Origin of the sequence: Clostridium sp. KNHs216, assembly GCF_006714885.1 — a bacterium.
In the GTDB taxonomy this organism is placed as follows: domain Bacteria; phylum Bacillota; class Clostridia; order Oscillospirales; family Acutalibacteraceae; genus Caproiciproducens.
In genome coordinates this window covers 3213569-3233389 of record NZ_VFMF01000001.1, presented here as the reverse complement: position 1 = coordinate 3233389, position 19821 = coordinate 3213569, and the positions used below count along the sequence as shown (strand labels likewise).

Genomic DNA, 19821 nt, shown 5'->3' with positions numbered 1-19821 from the left:
GATTGATAGCAATTCCATTTCAGTTTGCGAGACAAAACACGTTTCTCCCCCGTCCTCGGCTGGGGAGAAACGCAACCTTGCTGCAGAATCAATTGGAAATGCCGTAGGGCTTATTCCAGTCTTTCACGAAATTCTTTTGGAGTGACTCCCACCAGTTTTTTAAAGATCATGCTGAAATAACGCTGATCCTTGTAGCCGATCAGATTGGCGACCTCATAGATTTTCCCGTTCGGTTTTTTCAGCAGCTCACAGGCTTTTTTGATGCGGTAATAGGTCAGATAATCCCCGAAGGTCTGCCCCACCGTATTTTTAAAAAGGCGGCTCAGGTAGCTTTCGCTGATAAAAAGGCCGTCCGCGACGCTCTTCACGCTGATGTCCTTCTGATAGTTGGCGCTGATATGCTTGACGGCCAGAGCAACATAGTCGTTATCCTTTTTTTCATCCAGCAGATATTCCTTAAACAGCATGACGCGGCTGTCCGAAATATCGTTCATTTTATCCTGTATTTTGTGGATGCGCTGCTTATCGTGCACCGCTTCACAGGTGCTTTTCAGCGCGGCGTCCAGATCGTCGTCGTCAATCGGCTTGATCAGGAAATCGCGGACGCCAAGCTTTACCGCCTGCCGGGCATACTCGAATTCGCTGTAGCCGGAAATGATAACAAACTCCGGCTTGATGCCGCCTGCCTTGATCTGTTCAATCATGCTGATTCCGTCAAGGCCGGGCATCCGGACATCCGTGATCACGATATCGGGCCGGATACGGGTGATCTCACGGATTCCCTCCATTCCGTTGGAGGCCTCCCCCACGACTTCACAGCCGTACTTCTGCCAGTCCGTGGTCAGGATCAGGCCTTTCTTGACCAGAACTTCATCCTCAACAACGACTACTTTAATCATTACCGGAACCCTCCACATTCTCGTTTCCAAGGGGTAAAGTTGAAAAAGGCATCGTGATCCGTGTGACCGTACCGATATTCTCTTCGCTCTGGATTTCCAGCCCAAAATCTTCGCCGTAGTACAGTTTGATCCGTTTATCTACATTTGCAATTCCAATACTGTCGCTGTCGAGCGCTTTTGCGCGGGCGGACCGCCGGATGCTGCTCAGCTTTTCTTCACTGATTCCCACGCCGTCGTCTTCCACCTCAAAGATGATTTTGTCATCCTGTCGCCAGCCGCGGATGACTAAATGCGCTTTTCCGATTTTATCCTCGATTCCATGGATAATCGCATTTTCGACGATCGGCTGGATGATGAATTTCGGCACGTAACAGTCCATAATGTCGTCGTCCACCTGTACGACGGCGTCGAACTTGTCGTCATACCGTATTTTCTGGATGGACAGATAGCTCCCGACCAGCCCGATTTCCTCTGAAATCTGAACGGACTCCTTTTCGTTGCGGATACTGTTTTTCAGAAGCTTTCCAAGCTGGGAGACAATCAGCACGATATCGTCCACCCCGTTCAGCTTGGCGAGCCATTTGATGGAATCCAGAGTGTTGTACAGAAAATGGGGATTGATCTGCGAATACAGAGATTTCAGCTCCGCCAGGCGCAGCCGGTTCTGCTTTTCCAGATTGGTGGCAAACAGTTCGTTCAAGCGGTCCAGCATAGAGTTCAGGCTCCGCCCGATATAACCGAATTCATCGTCGTTGCGTACGTCGACGCGCGCGCTGGTGTCTCCGTTCTGGACCTTGTTCATGGTGCGGACAATGGCGTTCAGCGGCTTGGTCAAGCTGCGCACCAGCATGGGTGAAATCAACACGCACAGGAAAATGGAGCCCAGCGCGACCGCGATGGCGGTATCCATGATATAGTTGCTGTTGATGACGACCAGCTCGACCGGAACCGAGGAAATCACCCGAAGGGGATATCCTCCCGGGGTCGTTTCCCACGTAATGATGCGTTTCGGCTTTTCCAGATAGAACCTTTTGCTTTCTCCGGCCTGAAGCATTTGATTGCGGAAGTCCGTATCCATAAAAATCCGGTTCTGTCCGCTGAAGATTTCATCATACAGGATATAGTTGTTTTTATCCACAACGGCGTACCGGACCGGAAGCGATACGTTGACCGAGTCGAGCGCCGTCTGAAAGACGTCCGACGGAATATCGATCACCGCATAGGCAATGATCTGTCCGTCCTTCCGGATACTGTCGCCCACCGCGATACAGTAGTTTTTCCCTTCCTGCGAAACATAGTGATTGGAGTACAGGACGGTACCGTAGGATGCATTCATTTCGCGGAAAATCCCCCAGTCGCCGTGGTTTCGGACATGGTAGGCTTCCGGGATTACGGAGGTGGAAATCCCGAACGACCCGTCCGCCTTGATCAAGTGCATTGCCACGTTGGTCGATTTTCCCGCCAATAAAATATACATCTTCTGGTAGAGGCTTGTGCTGTCCGACTGGGTAATCGCGGGAGCGCCGATTTTCTGGACCGTGTCGTCGTCCTCGCAGAAATAGGACAGGGCGGACCGGTACTCGCCGATGGTCTGCTCCAGGCTCACCGCCGCGTTGTTCACCGTTTTGGAGGACTGGTATTCCACATTTCCCATAGAGATATTGGAAGAGATGGTGTAGGTAAGCGTTCCCAGGATCGCAACGGGAACGATGCTGATAACGGCAAAGCAAATAAACAGCCGTGCAAAAAAACTGATCTTTCCCTTTTTTTCAGAACTCATATGATCACCATCCACTATTCCATTATACAATGGTTGCCTGGATCCGAAAAGCCCATTACGAAAACAGGGGAGCCGACAGTTTCTGTCCGCTCCCTTTTCGTTTCATCAGACCACGGAAACCCTGCCCTTGCTGACCCAGTTGAACAGCAGCAGGGACAAAATGGTGGCAACCGTCAGAATGGACGCCAGCGCCGCGGCGGTTCCAAAGCTGGAACGGACCACCTCGGTATAGATCGCTACCGAGATCGTCGCGGTTTTCCCGCTGTACAGCATAATGCTGGAGCTCAGTTCGTTGATGGTGGTAATCCAGCTCAGGATCGCGCCGGACAAAACGCCGGGCGCCATCATTCTCGCCGTTATTTTAAAGAAGGTGCGCATTGGGGATACGCCGAGGTTGATGGAGGCCTCCTCAATGCTGGGGTCGATCTGGTACAGCAGCGCGCTGCTGGAACGGATGGTATAAGGCATTTTCCGGATAACATAGGCGATAATCATAATGACGGCGGTTCCGGACAGCATGAGCGGGGGCTTGTTGAACGCAACGAGCATGCTGATGCCGAGCACGGCGCCGGGGATCACATAGGGGAACATCAACAGCAAATCCAGCGTGCTGCTGATTTTGCTCTTCTTTTTCACGACAAGGTAGGAAAGAAGCATACCGAAGATAATAATGATGATGATGGCGATAAAGGAGAACATAAACGTATTCGTGATATTCTTGGACAGCTTGTAGAAGATTTTTTCATAGCTTTCCAGACTGAAGCCCTGCACAAAGATCGGCCCGTTCGTCTTGATAAAGGACGTAAAGATCACAACGATCTGCGGTAAAAACGCGACGGACGCGACGAACATGCAAAGCGCGGTCAGAAGGATTCTTTTCCCCCGGGAAAGCTCTTCCACGATCGGGGGGCGGAGCGCGGTCATGACGTAATTCTTGCGCGCCACCACATATTTCTGAATCAGGAGCACCGCGGTGGAACAGCAGATGATCACGACGCTGAGCGCTCCGGCCATGTTGGCGTTGCCGCCCATTTCGCTCATGTACTCCTCATATACGAGGACGGGAAGGACCTTGTAGCCTTCGCCGATCAGCATGGGCGTGCCGAAGTCCGCCAGTGACGACATAAACGCCATGATCGCGCCTGCCGCAAGCGTCGGCATGATCACCGGCATGGTAATCGTCATCACTCTTCTCAGCTTGCTGGAACCGAGGTTTTCGGCCGCTTCCTCCAGAGAGCGGTCGATGCTCGACATGGCCCCCGAAACGTATAAATAAACATAGGGGAAAAATTTCAGGGTAAACACCAGAACGATTCCGCCAAAGCCGTAAATCGGCGGAGTGATAATGCCGATTTTCGCAAGCGCGTTCGTAAACAGGCCGTTTCTGCCGAGCAGCATGATCCAGGAATACGCGCCGATAAACGGAGGCGACATCAGGGACATAATAATCAGCATATTGATGCATTTTTTCCAGTACACGTTGAAGCGGCTGGTTATGTAAGCGAGCGGAACGCCGATGATAATCGCAAAAACGGTGGAGATTCCGGAAGTCGCGAGGCTGTTCCACAGAGTGCGGTAATAATACTGCTTGGTAAAGAAAATTTTATAAAATTCGAAAGTGAATTTTCCGTCGCTGCTGAGAAAGCTGTGGAAGATAACGGAGAAAAACGGATAGACCAGAAACACCAGCAGCAGCAGCATGGAGCCGTACTTTACCAGATTCCAGAAATTGAAGTATTTCGTAAAATTTCTGTGGGAAGTCCTTTCAGCGTTCATGAAAACACCTCAGTTCCGTCTTCGCTGAACACGCTGATTTTCTCCGGACGGAAGCTCAGGCGCACCTTATGCCCGATATCCCGGACGAAATCAATATCCTTTGTGTATTCGTTCGCCTGTACGACCTGACCGTTTTCCAGCTTGACCTCATAGCTGGCGAAGTCGCCGAGGAAGGTGTACATCTGGATTTCGCCTGAAATTCCGGCTTCATTCCCGTCGTCCATAAGGAACTGCTCCGGGCGGACCGAAGCCCTGATCCTTCCCTCAAGGCCCTTCTTCAGCTTTACGGAAAATTCGAAACCGGCGTCCAGCCTCACGCGCGCGATTTTGTCGGGGTCAAGCTGCTCGATCTGCCCCTCCATAAAGTTGGAGGTCCCGATAAATCCCGCGACAAAAGAATTCTGCGGCTGTTTATAAATGGTGGACGGCGTGTCGATCTGCATGATCCGGCCCGCGTTGATAATGGCGATCCGGTCCGAAATGGCAAGCGCCTCTTCCTGATCGTGTGTGACATAAATCGTGGTGATGTTCAGATCCTTTTGCAGCTTGCGGATAATGGTGCGCATCTGAACCCTCAGCTTTGCGTCCAGGTTGGAAAGCGGTTCGTCCATCAGAAGAACGCCCGGTTTGATTACGATCGCCCGGGCAAGGGCGACGCGCTGCTGCTGGCCGCCGGACAGCTCGGAGGGTTTTCTGTCTTTCAGATTCTTGATCTGTACGAGCTCAAGCGCCTCCATTACCCTCGGCTCAATCTCACTTTTGGGCAGCTTGCGCGCCTTCAGCCCGTAAGCGACGTTGTCAAAAACCGTCATATGAGGAAAAATGGCATAATTCTGAAACACCATGCCGATATCGCGCTGATAGGCTTCTATATCGTTAATTACTTTGTCGTCAAAATAAATTTTTCCACCGTCAATCGTATTAAACCCCGCGATCATCCGAAGCAATGTGGTCTTTCCGCAGCCGGAAGGCCCCAGCAGCGTAAAAAACTCCCCTTGCCGGATATCGCATGAAATATCGTTTACCGCGGTAAAATCGTCATACCGCTTCACCACATTACAAATTTTTACTCCATGGCTCAATCTGTTCAACCCCTTTAAACTCACACTGTTGCTTACGCGTTCCAAAAGCAGGAACAGGCGCCCGCCAACCGCCTTATGATAGAAAGCGTGCAGGCGCTCATCTGCTTTTAACGCCTGCACGCAAAGACTCCTGATTTGCGTGGAATCTGTCAGAACCGCTTTGACGCCCTGCGGTTAACCGACAATGACCTCTTTCCACTTTTCCATGACCTGTGTTTTCTGGGAAGACGCCCAATCAAAGTCGTAGTTTACCAGCTTTACGTCCTTCATTTCCGGAAGGTCCTTCGGAACCTGAGTGTCCAGCCTGACGCCTCTTCTGGCAAAATCGGTCGCCATCATGGTCTGGCATTCCTTGCTCAGAACAAAGTTCATAAAGGTTTCGGCATTTTCCTTGTTTTTGCAGCCCTTGACCAGCGCAATGCCATCCGGAACCGCGGAGGTGCCTTCCGACGGATAAATGATACCGACGTCCGCACCGGCCTGAACATATTTAATGGCCTCTTTTTCGAGCGTCAAGCCGACGCTGTATTCGCCGTCGGATACCTTTTTATAGACGTCGCCGGAGGAGCCGAGAATTTTCCCGTCCAGATTGGCGACAAACTTCTGAATGAAATCCCAGCCCTTGCCGTCGTCCTTACCGAACGCGGTCAGCATCGTGCACAGGATGGTGTAGGAGGAACCGGATTTCGCCGGGTCCGCGTACGCAATTTTCCCCTTGAACTTCGCGTCGATCAGATCGCCCCAGCCCTTCGGGACGTCGCTTTCCCCGACCAGCTTTTTATTGTACATAATGACCATCGGCAGCGGGGATTCTCCGGTCCAGAGTCCGTCCTTGCTGACATACTCCTTATCGATGCTGTCGATATCGGCGGGCGTAAACTTGTCGAAATATTTGCTGTAGGCCGCGAGGGAATCCGCTCCGCCGCCCCAGAACACATCGCATTGCGGGCTGTCGCTTTCGGCCTCGATACGCTTGAGCAATTCACCGGTTCCCGCGGCGACAAGGTCCACCGTAATTCCGGTCTTTTCCTGGAATTCCTTGATTCCCGCGTTCAGCGGGTCCGCCGGGTGCGGCGAATAAACCGTGACGTGCTTGGAATTCGGCGTCTGCTCCGCGGCCTGGCTGGCGTCCGTATTGGCCTGTGACGATGCGCTTTGCGTGCTTCCGCATCCGGCTAACACGCCGGCGAGCATGGTGACCGCCAAAAGTGCGCTGACAAACTTCTTCATAACTCTTCCCCTCAGTTCGTTAAAATTTGAATTCCGGGGGCCTTGCCCCGCGTTGTCGTGATCTCATTATTGCATCTTGGCCGTGTAAATACAATGTGACGATCCTGTACTTTTGTAGAGGATTCTAACATATTCACTAAATCCGGAATATTTTTACGTCAAAACTGTGCAATTCGCAGTCATCCAAGCTTGAAAATGCAAATCCGGAATGCTAGAATAGCCCCAGATTCTACGGGAGGGATTACATATGATCAAATTTGGTACCGGCGGATTCCGCGCAATTATCGGAGAGGATTTTACGCGGAGCAATTTGGAGCTGCTCTCCGCCGCATTGGCGAAAATGATAAAAGAGGACCATGCCGAACACCTTCCGGTCGTCATTGGATACGACCGCCGGTTTTTGTCCGACTTCGGGGCAAAGTGGATTGCGTGCACCCTTGCGGCCGAGGGCGTCAGGGTACACCTCATCAATCACGACGCGCCGACGCCCCTGATCATGTTTCAGGTGCTGAAGGAAGCCGCCGCATACGGGATGGCGGTCACGGCGAGCCATAACCCTGCTGAATACAACGGGGTCAAGCTTTTTACGTCCGGCGGAAGGGACGCGACGGAAGAAGTGACCGACCGTCTGGAAAAAGAAATCGCCCTGACGAATCCGGCCAAAATCCGCACGATGGAATATGAGGACGCTGCCGCGGGCGGGCTGATTCTGGAGATCGACCCGCAGAACCATTATATCGACAGTATTCTGAATGTAATTGATACCGAGGGCATTAAGAGAAAAAATCTGAAAATCCTGCTTGACCCCATGTTCGGAGTCAGCAAAACGACCCTGCAGACGATTCTGCTCACCTGCCGCTGCAGCGTGGAGGTCATCCACGACCGGCACGACACCCTGTTTGGCGGAAGGCTTCCCGCCCCGAACAGCTCGACACTGTCCCATCTGGCCCAGATGGTTGTTCAGAACGGCTACGATCTTGGCATTGCCACGGACGGCGACGCCGACCGCATCGGCCTGATCGATTCCAGCGGAAGCTTTATCCACCCAAACGATATTCTTGTGCTGCTTTACTATTACCTGCATGAATATAAAGGCTGGAAGGGCGCTGTGGTGCGTAATATTGCCACAACCCACTGTCTCGACCGGATGGCGGAAAGCTTTGGGGAAGCCTGCCATGAGGTTCCGGTCGGCTTCAAGTATATTTCCGCCAAAATGGAGGAAACCGACGCCCTGATCGGCGGCGAGTCCTCCGGCGGGCTGACCGTGCGCGGCCATATTCACGGCAAGGACGGCGTTTATGCCGGTTCCCTGCTGGTGGAGATGATCAGCGTGATCGGCAAATCTTTGCGGGACATTCTCGACGAAATCCACCGAAAGTTCGGCAATTTCGTCATGGACGAGTTCGACTGCCGCATGACCGGCGAACGCAAGGAAGAATTGCAGCATCTCCTTTTTGAGGAGAAAAAGGTGCCGCGGTTCGACCTGGAAATTGAAAGGATCTCCTACATGGACGGGTGCAAGGTATATTTTAAAAACGGAGGATGGATTATCTGCCGTTTTTCAGGAACAGAACCGGTGCTCCGCATTTTCAGCGAAATGGAAAATGCGACGGAAGCTGCGCGCATCAGCCGGGTATTCCGCGATTTTCTGGGACTGTAAATCTGCCTTTAAAAAGACATCAACAATTTGGGCGGCCGGAAATTCCGGCCGCCCAAATTGTTGATGATTCTGCCTGGCTGTAGATTCTGTTGAAATAATTCCGAAACGCCTTCTCTTTGTCACTGGAACAATAGGAATGAGCGGCGCCAGGTCCGGCCTTTCAGTCAGCCGTAACGATAGCAATTCCATTTCAGTTTGCGAGACAAAACACGTTCTTCCCCCGCCTTCGGCGGGGGAAGAACACAACCTTGTTGCAGAATCAACTGGAAATGCTGTATGTACTCAGAAGCTGTAATGAATGTTGTCCTTATACTCCTCATAGACCCTGCGGTTCCGTTCATCGCCGCCGTCCACATTGGCGCTGTAAAAAATCGGCAGGATCTCCAGCCCTGTATCCGCCAGCGCCTGCGCGGCAGCCGCAACAACGGCATTGAGGACAGACGCTCCGATCACCGTGGACGTTGGGCTTACCTTCTGCTCTATTCCTTTAATTTTTACGCACGCGTCTCCCTTTTCCCCATGGTTGTCAATTACAATATCGCTGACCTCATACAGCTTTTTTCCGGAAGGATACCGCGACGTGACGGATTGGGAATAGCTGAGATTCGTGATGCAGATCACACAGGCGCCCCTTTTCTTCGCTTCCATAGCCACCTCGATGGTGACGGGGTTCCTGCCGGAAACGGAATGAACGATCAGCACATCTCCGTTCCCGATACATGTCTTTTGAGCAAGAAGCGTACCGTATCCCGGCAGCCGCTCCATTTTACTGGTGTGAGTAACAGGAGAAGTATCCAGCATTACCTCTCTGCCGAAGATCGGGTTGACGACCACCAGTCCGCCGGCCCGGTAGAACATTTCCTGCGTCAGAATCCCCGCATGGCTCGCCCCGAACACATAGATCGCGTGTTTGTCCAGAATGGCTTTTACCAACGCACCGACAGCGGCTTCCATGGATTTCGACTCCGTTTTTTCGACCTGATCAAGCAGCCTGCGGATTTCTGAAAAATATAGAAATTCCATGCTCAGACCACCGCCAGAAGCTTATCGATCAGATTTGCGATAATCCCGAAGAGTGAAAGATCGTTGCCGCCGAATATGAGCATCCAATTCTGGATGGTACCGGAATACATAACCGCGGAAACGCCTACCAGAACAACCATGACGACCGCCGCCACCGCAGTTCCAACCACGCAGCCGCGCAGGCCGCCCTGCCCCTCGCCGATGACAGCCGCCGCACCGCACTCAAAGAAGGAGGTAATGACCAGCGGGATCAGCATCAAATGGAAGGCATTCGCCGAATTGCAGATCAGCACGATAATCGTAGAAGTAACCATTGCGGTTACAAAACCAATCAGCACGGCGTTCGGCTTATAATTGAAAATGATCGGGCAGTCAAAGGCCGGCAGCGCATTTGGAACCAGCTTTTCAGAAATGCCCTTGAACGCCGGAACGATCTGGTTGATCAGCATACGTACGCCCTGCAGCATGATGATGAGCCCCGCACCGAAGTTCAGCCCCTGATTGACGGAAACCATAAACAGGTTCTGGTCTTTCGCAACCGAGGAGGGTACTGCAATCCCGACGGCAATGAACATAATGAAGATGACGACTGCGCCGGTAATGGAAATTTCACGGAAGAAAGAAAGTCCTTTGGGAAGGGTAAGACTTTCCGTGGACTTGTCCTTATTTCCCACTTTGCTCGCGACAAAACCGGAAATCAAACTCAAAACGCCGGTCGGATGGCCAAGCGTAAAGGATTCGTCGCCGGTGACGGCAAAGACATATTTGCGAAGCAGCCACGGCATTACGGACCAGTAGAGAGCGGAAAAAACCGCGCTGACGGCAATCAGCATGGGGCCTTTCAGGCCTGCTTCCACACCCGCCGCTACAAAGATGAACGGGAACCACCACAGCATGTGACCGGTAAGGAAGATGGTCTTGATCGGCGTGAACCTTGCAATCAGCAGATGCAGGATCAGGCCGACGAACATGGACAAGCCGACATCTCCGCCATAGGTACCGGTGAAAGTAACGTCATTGAGCCCTTCCGCCGCGCCGGAGCCGGAAAGCGACTGAAACGCCGCATTGATCGGTGAAATGGAACTGACCAGCATGGAAACACCCGCGTTCAGAATCAGCATGCCGAACGCCGCAAGCAGGGTCCCCTTTACCACCTCCGTGAATTCCTTTTTTTGAAGGATCAGTCCCAGCATGGCGATCAGCCCCAGCAGGACGGGAGGGTTGCGCAGAATGTTTGTTGTAATAAAATCCATCATCATAATACCCCCTTAGTATCACTCAAAAACTTCTCAAGCACTTCTTTGACTTCCGTTAAATCCATATACTTTTTCACACTGTATATGGGCACGGTGCAGGAGCTTTTCAGTTCTCCTGCCAGCTCCGCACTGGTAAAAATCGCATCGCATTGGGCGCCGCGGGCCGAATTGATATCGGTTGTTTCCACTTCGCAGGCAATCCCCAACTGTTTACACACTTTATCCAGGCTCATTTTCAATATCATGGATGATCCGCAGCCAAATCCGCAAACCGCTAAAATCTTCATATTATCACCTCCTCACTTTGGACTCCCTGTATAACCGTCGACTGAACGGGTACAAACAATGGAAATACCCCGCAGGATTTTTAATATCTCCGGAGAAGATCCAGAATCTCCTCCTGATCCCCCAAACGAAACACCTGCAGATTTTTTCGTTCGCTGAGGATATCGGACAGGTTCGCCAGCGCGTCCAGGTGGGACGAAGAATCCACCGTCGCCAGCACCAAAAACACATTCACCGGCTGACCGAGCACATCCACTTCGTCCCTGACAACAAGCAGGGACATGGAAAGACGGTTTACACCGCCTTTCAATTTCGCATGGGGAAGTGCAAAGTACTCGTCCAGCACAATGTACGGCCCAAACCGGTTTACGCTTTCGATCATGGCTTCCACATAGGACGGTTCAATGGAATGGTCCTCCACCAACGGCTGGGCCGCGAGTGTAATCGCTTCCTGCCAATTCTTTACATGTTGTACAATATGAATTCTGTTTCCATAGATGAGGTCTTTCAGCACAGGATTTTTTTCCTCCTTGTTTTCTTGTGTCTTCTGGTACATCAGCGTGCCCAGATCGCGGCGGAGCTGGTCTTCCTCGAAAATATCCGCGCTTTTGCGAATCACATGAATGAGCAGCTCAATGTCAAACGTATAGGCAAAACCTGAAAAATCCAGCAATTTGTTCATAATAAGCTGGATATCCATTTTGGTAAGAATCGGATTGACGACCATCACGTTTGAATAGTCCGGAAGTTCAATGGTGGAAATAATGTAATCGTAATCGCCGGTATAGCCGGGCAAGCTGCTCATGGCGATGGTATCGACCACCTCCACTGCGGGAATATACTTATAAAGCTGTATTTTCAGCGTTTTTGACACCATCAGGCCGTTGGGGCAAACCAGCAGCACCCTGTTTCTGCGCACCCCGCTGCTCCGGCTTCCGGAAAGATATCCGCCAAAATAGGCCGTGAGAAATCCGATTTCCTCATCACTCATGCTGCTCAGTTCCGGAAATTCTTCCCCGCCCTCCGTTACAACGGAGCGAATAATCTTATAAAGCGCACCGTGCCGCAGGCTGATTTCCTCCAGGCAGGGATTGTTGACTGGAAAATGAAAACGGATACGATAATAAGACGAAAGCAGATGGCGTTTGATATTGCTTTTAAACTCCTCCTTGGATTCCAGCGTAATCGCGGTTTTGGATTCAAATTTTTCAATCAGCCGATCGACATATCGTTCGATCCTGCTGTCGTCCACCTGATGGTTCCTGCTGGGAAGAGAAGCAACATAGGCCGCAAGATACTGCCGCTCCTGCGGATCGTCGGTCCCGAGCAGTCCGGAAAGAGCCTCGCAGTAAGGAAATTGCTCCGCTTCGGAGAAATCGTCCCCCGTCTGCACAAACCGTCCCTGAGCGATCCTCTGTTTCACAAATGCGAGGAACGCGGAAAGGTTGCCCAAGGAATAATCCGTCAGCTGCAGGTTTTGCTCCCGGTCAAAGTTCACAACCGGCTGTGAAATCTGGTGAATCAGGTCTACATTTTCCTGCATGAGCGACAGGTAGAGCTCCCGTATCTTTATTTCATTACCCAAAATCGAAAAGCGCGGCTTTGTATGAAACAAAAGTCCCTTTTCCTTCAGCAGCAGCTTTACGGCCTCCATATCGCTGATACAGGTGTTTTTGCTGATGCCCATTTCTTCAGCCAGCTTTTCAAGGGTAAAGGGCTGGTCGTCCAGAATTCTTCCCAGAATATAGTTTCTTCTGCTGTAGACCGCGTAGGGGTCCAGAGAACCGGCCCCGCTGATAAACCTGCGCAGCATGTTGTAGTTGCCGATACAGTTGAATTTCTGTCCGATTCTCCGTATTTTCCCCCAGCTTTTGATCTGCTCATTGATATTTTCAATATCATAGTACAGCGTGCGTTTGGAAATCCCGAACCGGTCCAGAAGCTCCTGCAGGCCCGCTCCGCCATTGTAAAAAATAAAGCTCAGAATGCTGTTCTCTCTGTTTTTCATAATTTTTCTTTCCATAACACAAGTTGCAATTGTGTACCCTTTTTTTCATTATAATTTACTGACAACAAACTACAATACCAAACTATTGCACATCTTTTGCACAAACGCTGTGAACAGGCAAAGCAAATGTTCTGTTTCCCGTATCATTTTATGAAACAGCCGCCAGCCCTCATACCGTTTATAAACCGCCTGAAGAAATCGGCGGATTTGCGCAGAGTGCCCTTGGCCGGGGCGCCTCATCCCACTCCTGTGATAAAACAAAAACCGCCTTTACGGCGGTTTCCACTAAAGGTTCTGCTCAAAAAATTTCCTGATCTGTTCCGCGGCCTGCTCCTCGTCCGGACCCTCTACCACAACGGTAACGGTCTCTCCCTGCTTGGCGGCTAAGCCCATAACCGAGAAAATCTTCCCGGCATCCGCCAGATTGTTTCCCTTACCGATTTTCACCGAAGAAGTGTACTGCGCGGCCTGTTTAACCAACAGCCCCGCGGGCCGTGCGTGGATTCCCTCCGGGTCCTTTATTGTGTAGCTGAATTTTTTCATTGATATCCTCCTGTCTATGACGGCGATCTCTTTATTCTTCCGTTTTTTTATCATAGCATAAATCGGAGCCTTTGCAACAACCATTTCTCTGCACACCTTTTGCACAAGTCGACCGGACCCGCTCTGGCCGGCGAGCGATTTCCCTTCCCGCACAAAGGACCTCCTGACGCATTCATCCTGCGTCAGGAGGTCCTTCTATCAATGATTCAGGGAATGGATGATCCCGGCCGTGAGCCGGAATCCCTGTCGGCCACGAACAGCTTACTTCCTTCTCAAATGGATGGCAAAGCCGCCGATCGTCTGTTTAAAGTAAATCGCGATCAGCCCGCCGTTTTCGTCGCGCACCGCCGAACCTTTGTCCAGCTCTGCTCCCATGCACTCAAAATGATGGACCGCGCGCTCGATGTCGTTGGTCTGAATGGCAATATGCCCGTTTTCGCCCAGGAACGGACCCTTCACAATTTCAAACATGCTCCCGGCAAAATAAGCGCCCGGGAACTCCATGACCGGAATGGAAAGAAGGCCGGCAAAGCTGTTCGCCACGTTGGACGCGTCCTGAGCATCCTTGGTATTGACGCCGACATGCAGCAGTTCAAACCCGAAGGCCCTGCGCACGGCTTCCTTGCACAGGCTGACGATCCGGCTGAAATCTCCCGCTTCTACCAAATCTTTCGGCACCATCCAGGAACCGCCGCATGCGGCTACGTTGGAAAGGGAAAGATATTCCTGCACATTGTTTTCATTGATTCCGCCTGTGGGGATAAACCGGAGCCCTTTGTAAGGACCCGCGAATGATTTCAGCGCATTGATCCCGCCGCTGGCCTCTGCCGGGAAAAACTTAACGGTATCCAGGCCAAAGCGGAGAGCCGCTTCCAGATCGGTCGCACTGGAGCAGCCGGGGATAACCGGAATATCGTTTTCCAGGCACCACTCCACAACGGCGGGGATAAAACCCGGCGTCACGATAAATTTTGCCCCGGCGTCCACAGCACTCCTCGCCTGCTCTACCGTATGGATGGTACCGGCTCCGACGGTGATTTCCGGCACCTTTTCAGCCATTTCCCGCACTGCCTGCCGTGCGGAATCCGTGCGGAAGGTAATCTCGGCCACGGGAATCCCCCCCGCGCACAGCGCCTTTCCCAAATCTGCGGATTTGGTATGGTCGTCAATAACAACCACCGGCACCAGGGCGGCGCCCGTGATAATATCCATCAGGTTCTTCATGATCGGTCCCTCTCTTTATTGTAAATATTTTATTTTGCCTGCATAAAATGCTGCAGCTGCTCCCTGGTCGGCAGTCCTTCATTGTCGCCGCGGGACATGACCTGAATAGCGCCGATCGCGTTTCCGCGGCGCACCGCCTCCCTCAACGGCAGGTTTTCCATCAACGCGCTGATGATTCCCACGGCAAACCCGTCGCCCGCGCCGACCGTGTCGACCACCTTCTCTACAGGGAATCCGGGAACAAAGAAGCGTTCCTGTGCACGCGCGGCATAGGCGCCCTTCGCCCCCTGCTTGACCACCACGGTTTTCGCTCCCCGCTTCAGGTAAAATTCGGCGATGGCTTCCGGGTCCCTGCTTCCGGTAAGGATCAGGCCCTCCGAATCGCCGGGAAGAACCATGTCGCTTTTTGCCGCTATTTCATTCAGGACCCGTACCATTTCCTGCTGACTGGCCCAAAGCTGAGGCCGCAGATTCGGATCGAAGGAAACGGTCAGCCCGTTTTCGCGGGCCTTTTCCAGCAAAAACATCGTCGCTTCTCTGGTGGACCGGGAAAGCGCCGGCAGGATTCCGGTAACATGCACCCACTGATAGGCTGAAAAGTCAACCTGAGCAATATCTTCGGCGCTTAAAGTAGACGCCGCGGAATTTTTACGGAAGTAAAAGATATCAGGATCACCGGAGGAAACCATGGATTTCATCATGAAACCGGTGCTGTGCTCCTCGCTCCAGGAAACCAGATCGGTATTGATCCCGTTGCGTTCCATCGCCTTTACGATCTGTTTCCCGAAAGGGTCCCGTCCCAGTTTTGTAAGATAGCTTGCGGAAAGCTCCAGCCTGGTCATTCCCACCGCAACATTAAACTCGGCCCCCGCAACGGCGCAGGAGAAGCCGGGAATATCCTCCAGCCGGCCCTCGGACTGCGCGATAAACAGCCCCATTGGTTCCCCGATCAGCATAATACCTTTTGACATCTTAAAATAAAGTCCTTTCTGAAATTCAATGAAATATTGAACATGATTTGCCCAAACCGCAGCCGGCAGGACATGCAGAATCAAAATGTGGATACATTGGTATCTTCTTTTGTATAAGCCGGTAAAAACGTCTCATAAAGCTTCATCGTGTTTTCCAGATGAGTGCGGATCAGGAGCTCCAGCTTTTTGCCCTCTCCCTCTTCCAGACATTCATACATCAGCTTGTGCTCCTGATGGGCGGCCTCGTGCCGTTCCATAGGATGCCTGGAGGAAGCATAGACAAGGAAAGAGAAGCTTACGCCCATCAGCATATTGTAGAGCTCCGTCAGCTTCCGGTTTTCCGTCAGGCGGATAATGCTTCCGTGATAAATCTGTTCATACTGGTTGGCCGTAACATAGTCGTTTGCCTGAACATCCGCCATTTTCCTTAATACCTCGCGCATTTTTACCTGAATTTCAGGGTGCGCGTGAAAATTTTCCGCCGCCGGTATCGCCGCAAAAGTTTCCATCATAATACGGCAGTCCATAATATTGCGGATTTCGTCCATGCTTAACTGTTTTACAACAAAGCCCCGCCGGGGCAGCATGTCCATCAGCCCCTCCGCCACCAAACGGTTCATCGCTTCTTTGACGGGGGTGGGGCTGATCGAAAGACTTTCGGCAACTTGATTGACGACGACTTTTTTGCCCGGCTCCATTTCGCCGGACATAATTTGGTCCCTGATGTGGGCATAAGCCCATTCCAATAAAGAAAGGGGTTGCTTTTCCATACTTGACCTCCTATGGACGACAGCGCAGAAGCCATCCAATTTTTTTCGCATTTCTTTTAGACTGAAACGGCTGTCGGCAGCCTGTCTGAAAACAATAACGATGATTAACAACTTGTTTATTTTATCACAAACAGAACAGAATGTCATTAAAAAACATGGACATTTTATAAATAGTTGTTAAGTAATCAATCAAATATAAAATATTATATTCAATTTCAAAATCTATTATATAAATAATTTCTATAAAAATCAAGTATTTATTTGCTATATTTCCAGCAAAATGTTTAATATAAATAAAAAGGCGGTTTTTGATTATATTATATAAATTAACGAATTATAAAGCCATTTCAAGCGTGCATTAATCGATTTTTTAGTTAAATTACCTATTATCTGTAAAATTTATTCATTAATTTTCACTATTGCGTAATTATCGACACGCTTATATAATATAGGTCGAAATCAAATTTTAGATTTAAAATTCAAAAAGGAGTGTAGCGAATGCTCAATCGGAATCTTGTGGCGATTACGGACTGCGACCACGACAGCATTACGGTAGAAGCCGGAGTGCTGAAAGCGGCCGGATTGGAAGCGCCCTGGCTCCAATGTAAGACGGAAGACGACCTGATTCGTGAATGCGTAGGATTCAAGTCAGTGATTAACCAGTATGCCCCTTTCACAGAAAAGGTGTTTGACAATCTGCCCGACCTCAAGGTGATTGTGCGTTACGGCGTGGGAGTGGATAATGTTGATCTGACGGCTGCCACAAAGCACGGCGTTAAAGTCTGCAATGTGCCAGACTACGGGATGTACGAAGTGGCGGATCATGCAATGGCGCTTGCTTTGGCCCTTGCCAGAAAAATTGTTCTGAATAACGACAATGTAAAAAGCGGCGTCTGGGAATACCAGAAAGCGATCCCCATTTACAGGTTATCCACCCAGACGGTCGGCGTGATCGGCGTAGGACGGATCGGCACCGCTTTTGCGGAAAGAGCCAAAGCCTTTGGAATGAAGGTTCTCGCCTATGATGAATACGCGCAAAAAGCCGGACGCACAAAGGACTATATGGAAATGGTCAGCCTGGACGAGCTGCTGGAGCGTTCCGACATTATTTCCGTACATTGCCCGCTGGACGGGAACCGCGATCTGATTGCGGCCCCGCAGTTAAAGAAAATGAAAGAAAGCGCCTATCTCATCAACGTGTCCCGCGGCGGCATCATCAACGAGCAGGACCTGTTCAATTCCCTTTCCAGCAAGGAAATCGCCGGCGCGGCATGCGATGTCTTCAGTCCGGAACCGATTGCGAAGGACAATCCCCTTCTGAGCCTTCCGAACTTCCTTGCCACTCCGCATATCGCCTGGTACTCGGAAGAGTCCGCAATCGAGCTGGAACGCAAGGTGGCGGAAGAAGCCGCCAGGGGCGCTCTGGATCAGCCCCTGGTCAACGTTGTCAACACAGCAGCCGGAAAGTAATTTTAAGGAAGGAAAAAGTATGAATTTATTCGATTTAACGGGAAAAAAAGCGATCGTAACGGGCGCCGCTTCGGGTCTGGCCCACGGAATAGCCGAAGGCTTGATGGAATCGGGCGCCGAAGTGGCGATCATCGACATTTCAGCCGGCACGGAAACGGCCGCGAAGGAATTCTGCGAGCGGGGATTCAAAGCCCACGCCGTCCGTGCCAACCTCGGCGACCGTGACGAACTGAACCGCGCGTTCCATGAAGCGCTGGAAAAGCTTGGCGGGAAAATCGACATCCTTGTTCCGGCTGCGGGCATTCAGCGCCGCAGCAAGTCGGAAGATTTTTCGATGGAAGACTGGGATTTGGTCCTGAACATCAACCTGTCCGCCGTTTTCATGCTCTGCCAGCTTGCGGGACGCGAAATGATCAAACAGAAGAGCGGAAAAATCATCAATATCGCTTCCATGCTCAGCTTCTTCGGCGGCTATACCGTTCCGGCCTATGCTGCAAGCAAAGGCGGCGTCGCCCAGATCACCAAAGCGCTCTCCAACGAATGGGCCCGCGAGGGAATTAATGTAAACGCGATTGCGCCGGGTTATATGGCTACACAGATGAATACAAAAATCATCGAGGATGAAACCCGCAACGCTGAAATCACAAACCGTATACCGGCACGACGCTGGGGCACGCCGGACGATGTCAAGGGCGTGACGATCTTCCTGGCTTCTCATGCATCCGATTATCTTAGTGGCGCAATTATTCCGGTAGACGGCGGTTACCTTGGCTGCTGATTTATGATTGACCGTCCTACCGGTTATAATGATAATTTGCAAGGAGGAGAAACTAAAAATGAAAAGGAGCTTCAAAATGAAAAAATTAGGTGCAATTATTCTGGTCATGGCTATGGTTTTGTCTTTGGCGGCCTGCGGAAACAGCAGCACGGCCTCTTCACAGGCCAGTGAGGCGGCCAGCGCAGCCGGAAGTACGGCGGCATCGGGCACAGCTACCGGCAAACCGCTCAAACTCGGTATTTCCGTTCCGAACCTCACAAACGTATTTTTCGTACAGATCAAAGAAGGTATGCAGAAGGCGCTCAAGAGCCCGGACGACAGCCTTGTGGTTATGGACTCCCAGGGCGACCAGAACAAGCAGATGAACGACGTAATCGATTTGATCAACCAGGGCTGTAACGTAATCGGCCTGTCCCCCATCAATTCGGACGGCGTCCGCGCAACCCTGGAAACCTGCCAGAAGGCCGGCGTTCCGGTCATCGCTTTCAACGTAGGCGTTAAAAACCCCGAGCTGGTCGCCAGCACGATCGTTTCCGACAACGAGGCATCCGGACATATGTGCGCACAGGCCCTGGCAAAAGCGCTGAACAACAAGGGTAATGTCGTTGAAATCACTTTCAGCACAACAACAACCTGCCACGCACGTCAAAAGGGTTTCGAAGACGAAATCAAAGCAAACTACCCCGACATCAAGATCCTTCAGAGCAAGGACGTGGAAAAAGCAACCGCAGACTATTCCCAGCCGATCATGGTCGACTTTATCAATGCTTATCCGGATCTTGACGGCGTTTTCACCATTAACGATCCTACCGCCCGCGGCGCTATCTCGGCACTGAAGGAAGCGGGAAAAATCAAGGATGTCAAGGTTGTGTCCGTCGACGGTTCCGATGAAGGAAAAGGCTTTATCCGTGCGGGCGAAATGGTCGCTTCCGCCGCTCAGGACCCGACCGGTATCGGCAGCACCACAGTGGGAACCGCATACAAGCTCATCGCCGGCCAAAAAGTGGAAGCAAACGTCATTATGCCGATGTCCATTATCGACGCCAGCAACGTAGACAAATAAAAA

At 51.4% G+C, this 19821-nt stretch carries 17 protein-coding genes; 4 read left to right on the top strand and 13 right to left on the bottom strand.

Annotation, left to right across the window (positions count from 1 at the left end; all coding sequences use genetic code 11):
* Positions 1 to 110: 110 nt before the first annotated feature.
* The 5 genes from LY85_RS15505 to LY85_RS15485 all read right to left on the bottom strand — a co-directional run bounded on the left by LY85_RS15505 (position 111) and on the right by LY85_RS15485 (position 6767).
* The gene (locus LY85_RS15505) at positions 111 to 899 is read right to left on the bottom strand and encodes a response regulator (RefSeq protein WP_141827369.1); all 789 of its coding nucleotides are present in this window, start codon (positions 897 to 899) and stop codon (positions 111 to 113) included.
* Positions 892 to 2679 carry a sensor histidine kinase gene (locus tag LY85_RS15500; protein ID WP_141827368.1) on the bottom strand — a complete coding sequence of 596 codons (1788 nt, stop codon included), beginning with the start codon at positions 2677 to 2679 and terminating at the stop codon, positions 892 to 894. Before LY85_RS15500 ends, LY85_RS15505 begins: the two co-directional genes overlap by 8 nt.
* A gap of 105 nt (positions 2680 to 2784) precedes the next feature.
* Positions 2785 to 4455: an iron ABC transporter permease gene (locus tag LY85_RS15495; protein ID WP_141827367.1), complete on the bottom strand. Its 1671-nt coding sequence runs from the start codon at positions 4453 to 4455 to the stop codon at positions 2785 to 2787.
* Positions 4452 to 5537: an ABC transporter ATP-binding protein gene (locus tag LY85_RS15490; protein WP_141828161.1), complete on the bottom strand. Its 1086-nt coding sequence runs from the start codon at positions 5535 to 5537 to the stop codon at positions 4452 to 4454. Before LY85_RS15490 ends, LY85_RS15495 begins: the two co-directional genes overlap by 4 nt.
* 174 nt (positions 5538 to 5711) lie before the next feature.
* Positions 5712 to 6767: an ABC transporter substrate-binding protein gene (locus LY85_RS15485; RefSeq protein WP_141827366.1), complete on the bottom strand. Its 1056-nt coding sequence runs from the start codon at positions 6765 to 6767 to the stop codon at positions 5712 to 5714.
* 247 nt (positions 6768 to 7014) lie between these two features.
* Between LY85_RS15485 and LY85_RS15480 the strand changes: the two genes are divergently transcribed.
* Positions 7015 to 8427 (top strand): phosphoglucomutase/phosphomannomutase family protein, encoded by a 1413-nt coding sequence (locus LY85_RS15480; RefSeq protein WP_141827365.1) that lies wholly within the window; start codon positions 7015 to 7017, stop codon positions 8425 to 8427.
* A gap of 282 nt (positions 8428 to 8709) precedes the next feature.
* Here LY85_RS15480 and LY85_RS15475 read toward each other — a convergent pair whose 3' ends face one another.
* From LY85_RS15475 to LY85_RS15440, 8 genes are all read right to left on the bottom strand, one after another.
* Positions 8710 to 9450 (bottom strand): SIS domain-containing protein, encoded by a 741-nt coding sequence (locus LY85_RS15475; RefSeq protein WP_141827364.1) that lies wholly within the window; start codon positions 9448 to 9450, stop codon positions 8710 to 8712.
* Positions 9451 to 9452: 2 nt separating this feature from the next.
* A complete protein-coding gene (locus LY85_RS15470) occupies positions 9453 to 10709 on the bottom strand; it encodes a PTS ascorbate transporter subunit IIC (RefSeq protein ID WP_243122584.1) in 1257 nt (418 codons plus the stop codon).
* Complete coding sequence (locus LY85_RS15465; protein WP_141827363.1) at positions 10706 to 10993, bottom strand: PTS sugar transporter subunit IIB; 288 nt, start codon at positions 10991 to 10993, stop codon at positions 10706 to 10708. Before LY85_RS15465 ends, LY85_RS15470 begins: the two co-directional genes overlap by 4 nt.
* An 80-nt stretch (positions 10994 to 11073) precedes the next feature.
* Positions 11074 to 12999, bottom strand: a complete 1926-nt coding sequence (locus LY85_RS15460) for a PTS sugar transporter subunit IIA (RefSeq protein WP_185741243.1) — start codon at positions 12997 to 12999, stop codon at positions 11074 to 11076.
* A gap of 285 nt (positions 13000 to 13284) precedes the next feature.
* Positions 13285 to 13542, bottom strand: a complete 258-nt coding sequence (locus tag LY85_RS15455) for an HPr family phosphocarrier protein (protein WP_141827361.1) — start codon at positions 13540 to 13542, stop codon at positions 13285 to 13287.
* Between the two features lie 261 nt (positions 13543 to 13803).
* Entirely contained in the window at positions 13804 to 14766 is a 963-nt protein-coding gene (locus LY85_RS15450) for a bifunctional 4-hydroxy-2-oxoglutarate aldolase/2-dehydro-3-deoxy-phosphogluconate aldolase (RefSeq protein ID WP_141827360.1), read from the bottom strand.
* Positions 14767 to 14795: 29 nt separating this feature from the next.
* Positions 14796 to 15737, bottom strand: a complete 942-nt coding sequence (locus tag LY85_RS15445; RefSeq protein WP_141827359.1) for a sugar kinase — start codon at positions 15735 to 15737, stop codon at positions 14796 to 14798.
* A gap of 80 nt (positions 15738 to 15817) precedes the next feature.
* The gene (locus LY85_RS15440) at positions 15818 to 16507 is read right to left on the bottom strand and encodes a GntR family transcriptional regulator (RefSeq protein WP_052010449.1); all 690 of its coding nucleotides are present in this window, start codon (positions 16505 to 16507) and stop codon (positions 15818 to 15820) included.
* A gap of 498 nt (positions 16508 to 17005) precedes the next feature.
* Between LY85_RS15440 and LY85_RS15435 the strand changes: the two genes are divergently transcribed.
* The 3 genes from LY85_RS15435 (at position 17006) to LY85_RS15425 (ending at position 19818) form a co-directional block, all read left to right on the top strand.
* On the top strand, positions 17006 to 17977 hold the full coding sequence (locus tag LY85_RS15435) for a C-terminal binding protein (protein ID WP_141827357.1): 972 nt from the start codon (positions 17006 to 17008) through the stop codon (positions 17975 to 17977).
* A gap of 19 nt (positions 17978 to 17996) precedes the next feature.
* Positions 17997 to 18755 (top strand): SDR family oxidoreductase, encoded by a 759-nt coding sequence (locus tag LY85_RS15430; protein WP_141827356.1) that lies wholly within the window; start codon positions 17997 to 17999, stop codon positions 18753 to 18755.
* 76 nt (positions 18756 to 18831) lie between these two features.
* Positions 18832 to 19818, top strand: a complete 987-nt coding sequence (locus tag LY85_RS15425) for a substrate-binding domain-containing protein (RefSeq protein WP_170949879.1) — start codon at positions 18832 to 18834, stop codon at positions 19816 to 19818.
* Positions 19819 to 19821 lie beyond the last annotated feature (3 nt).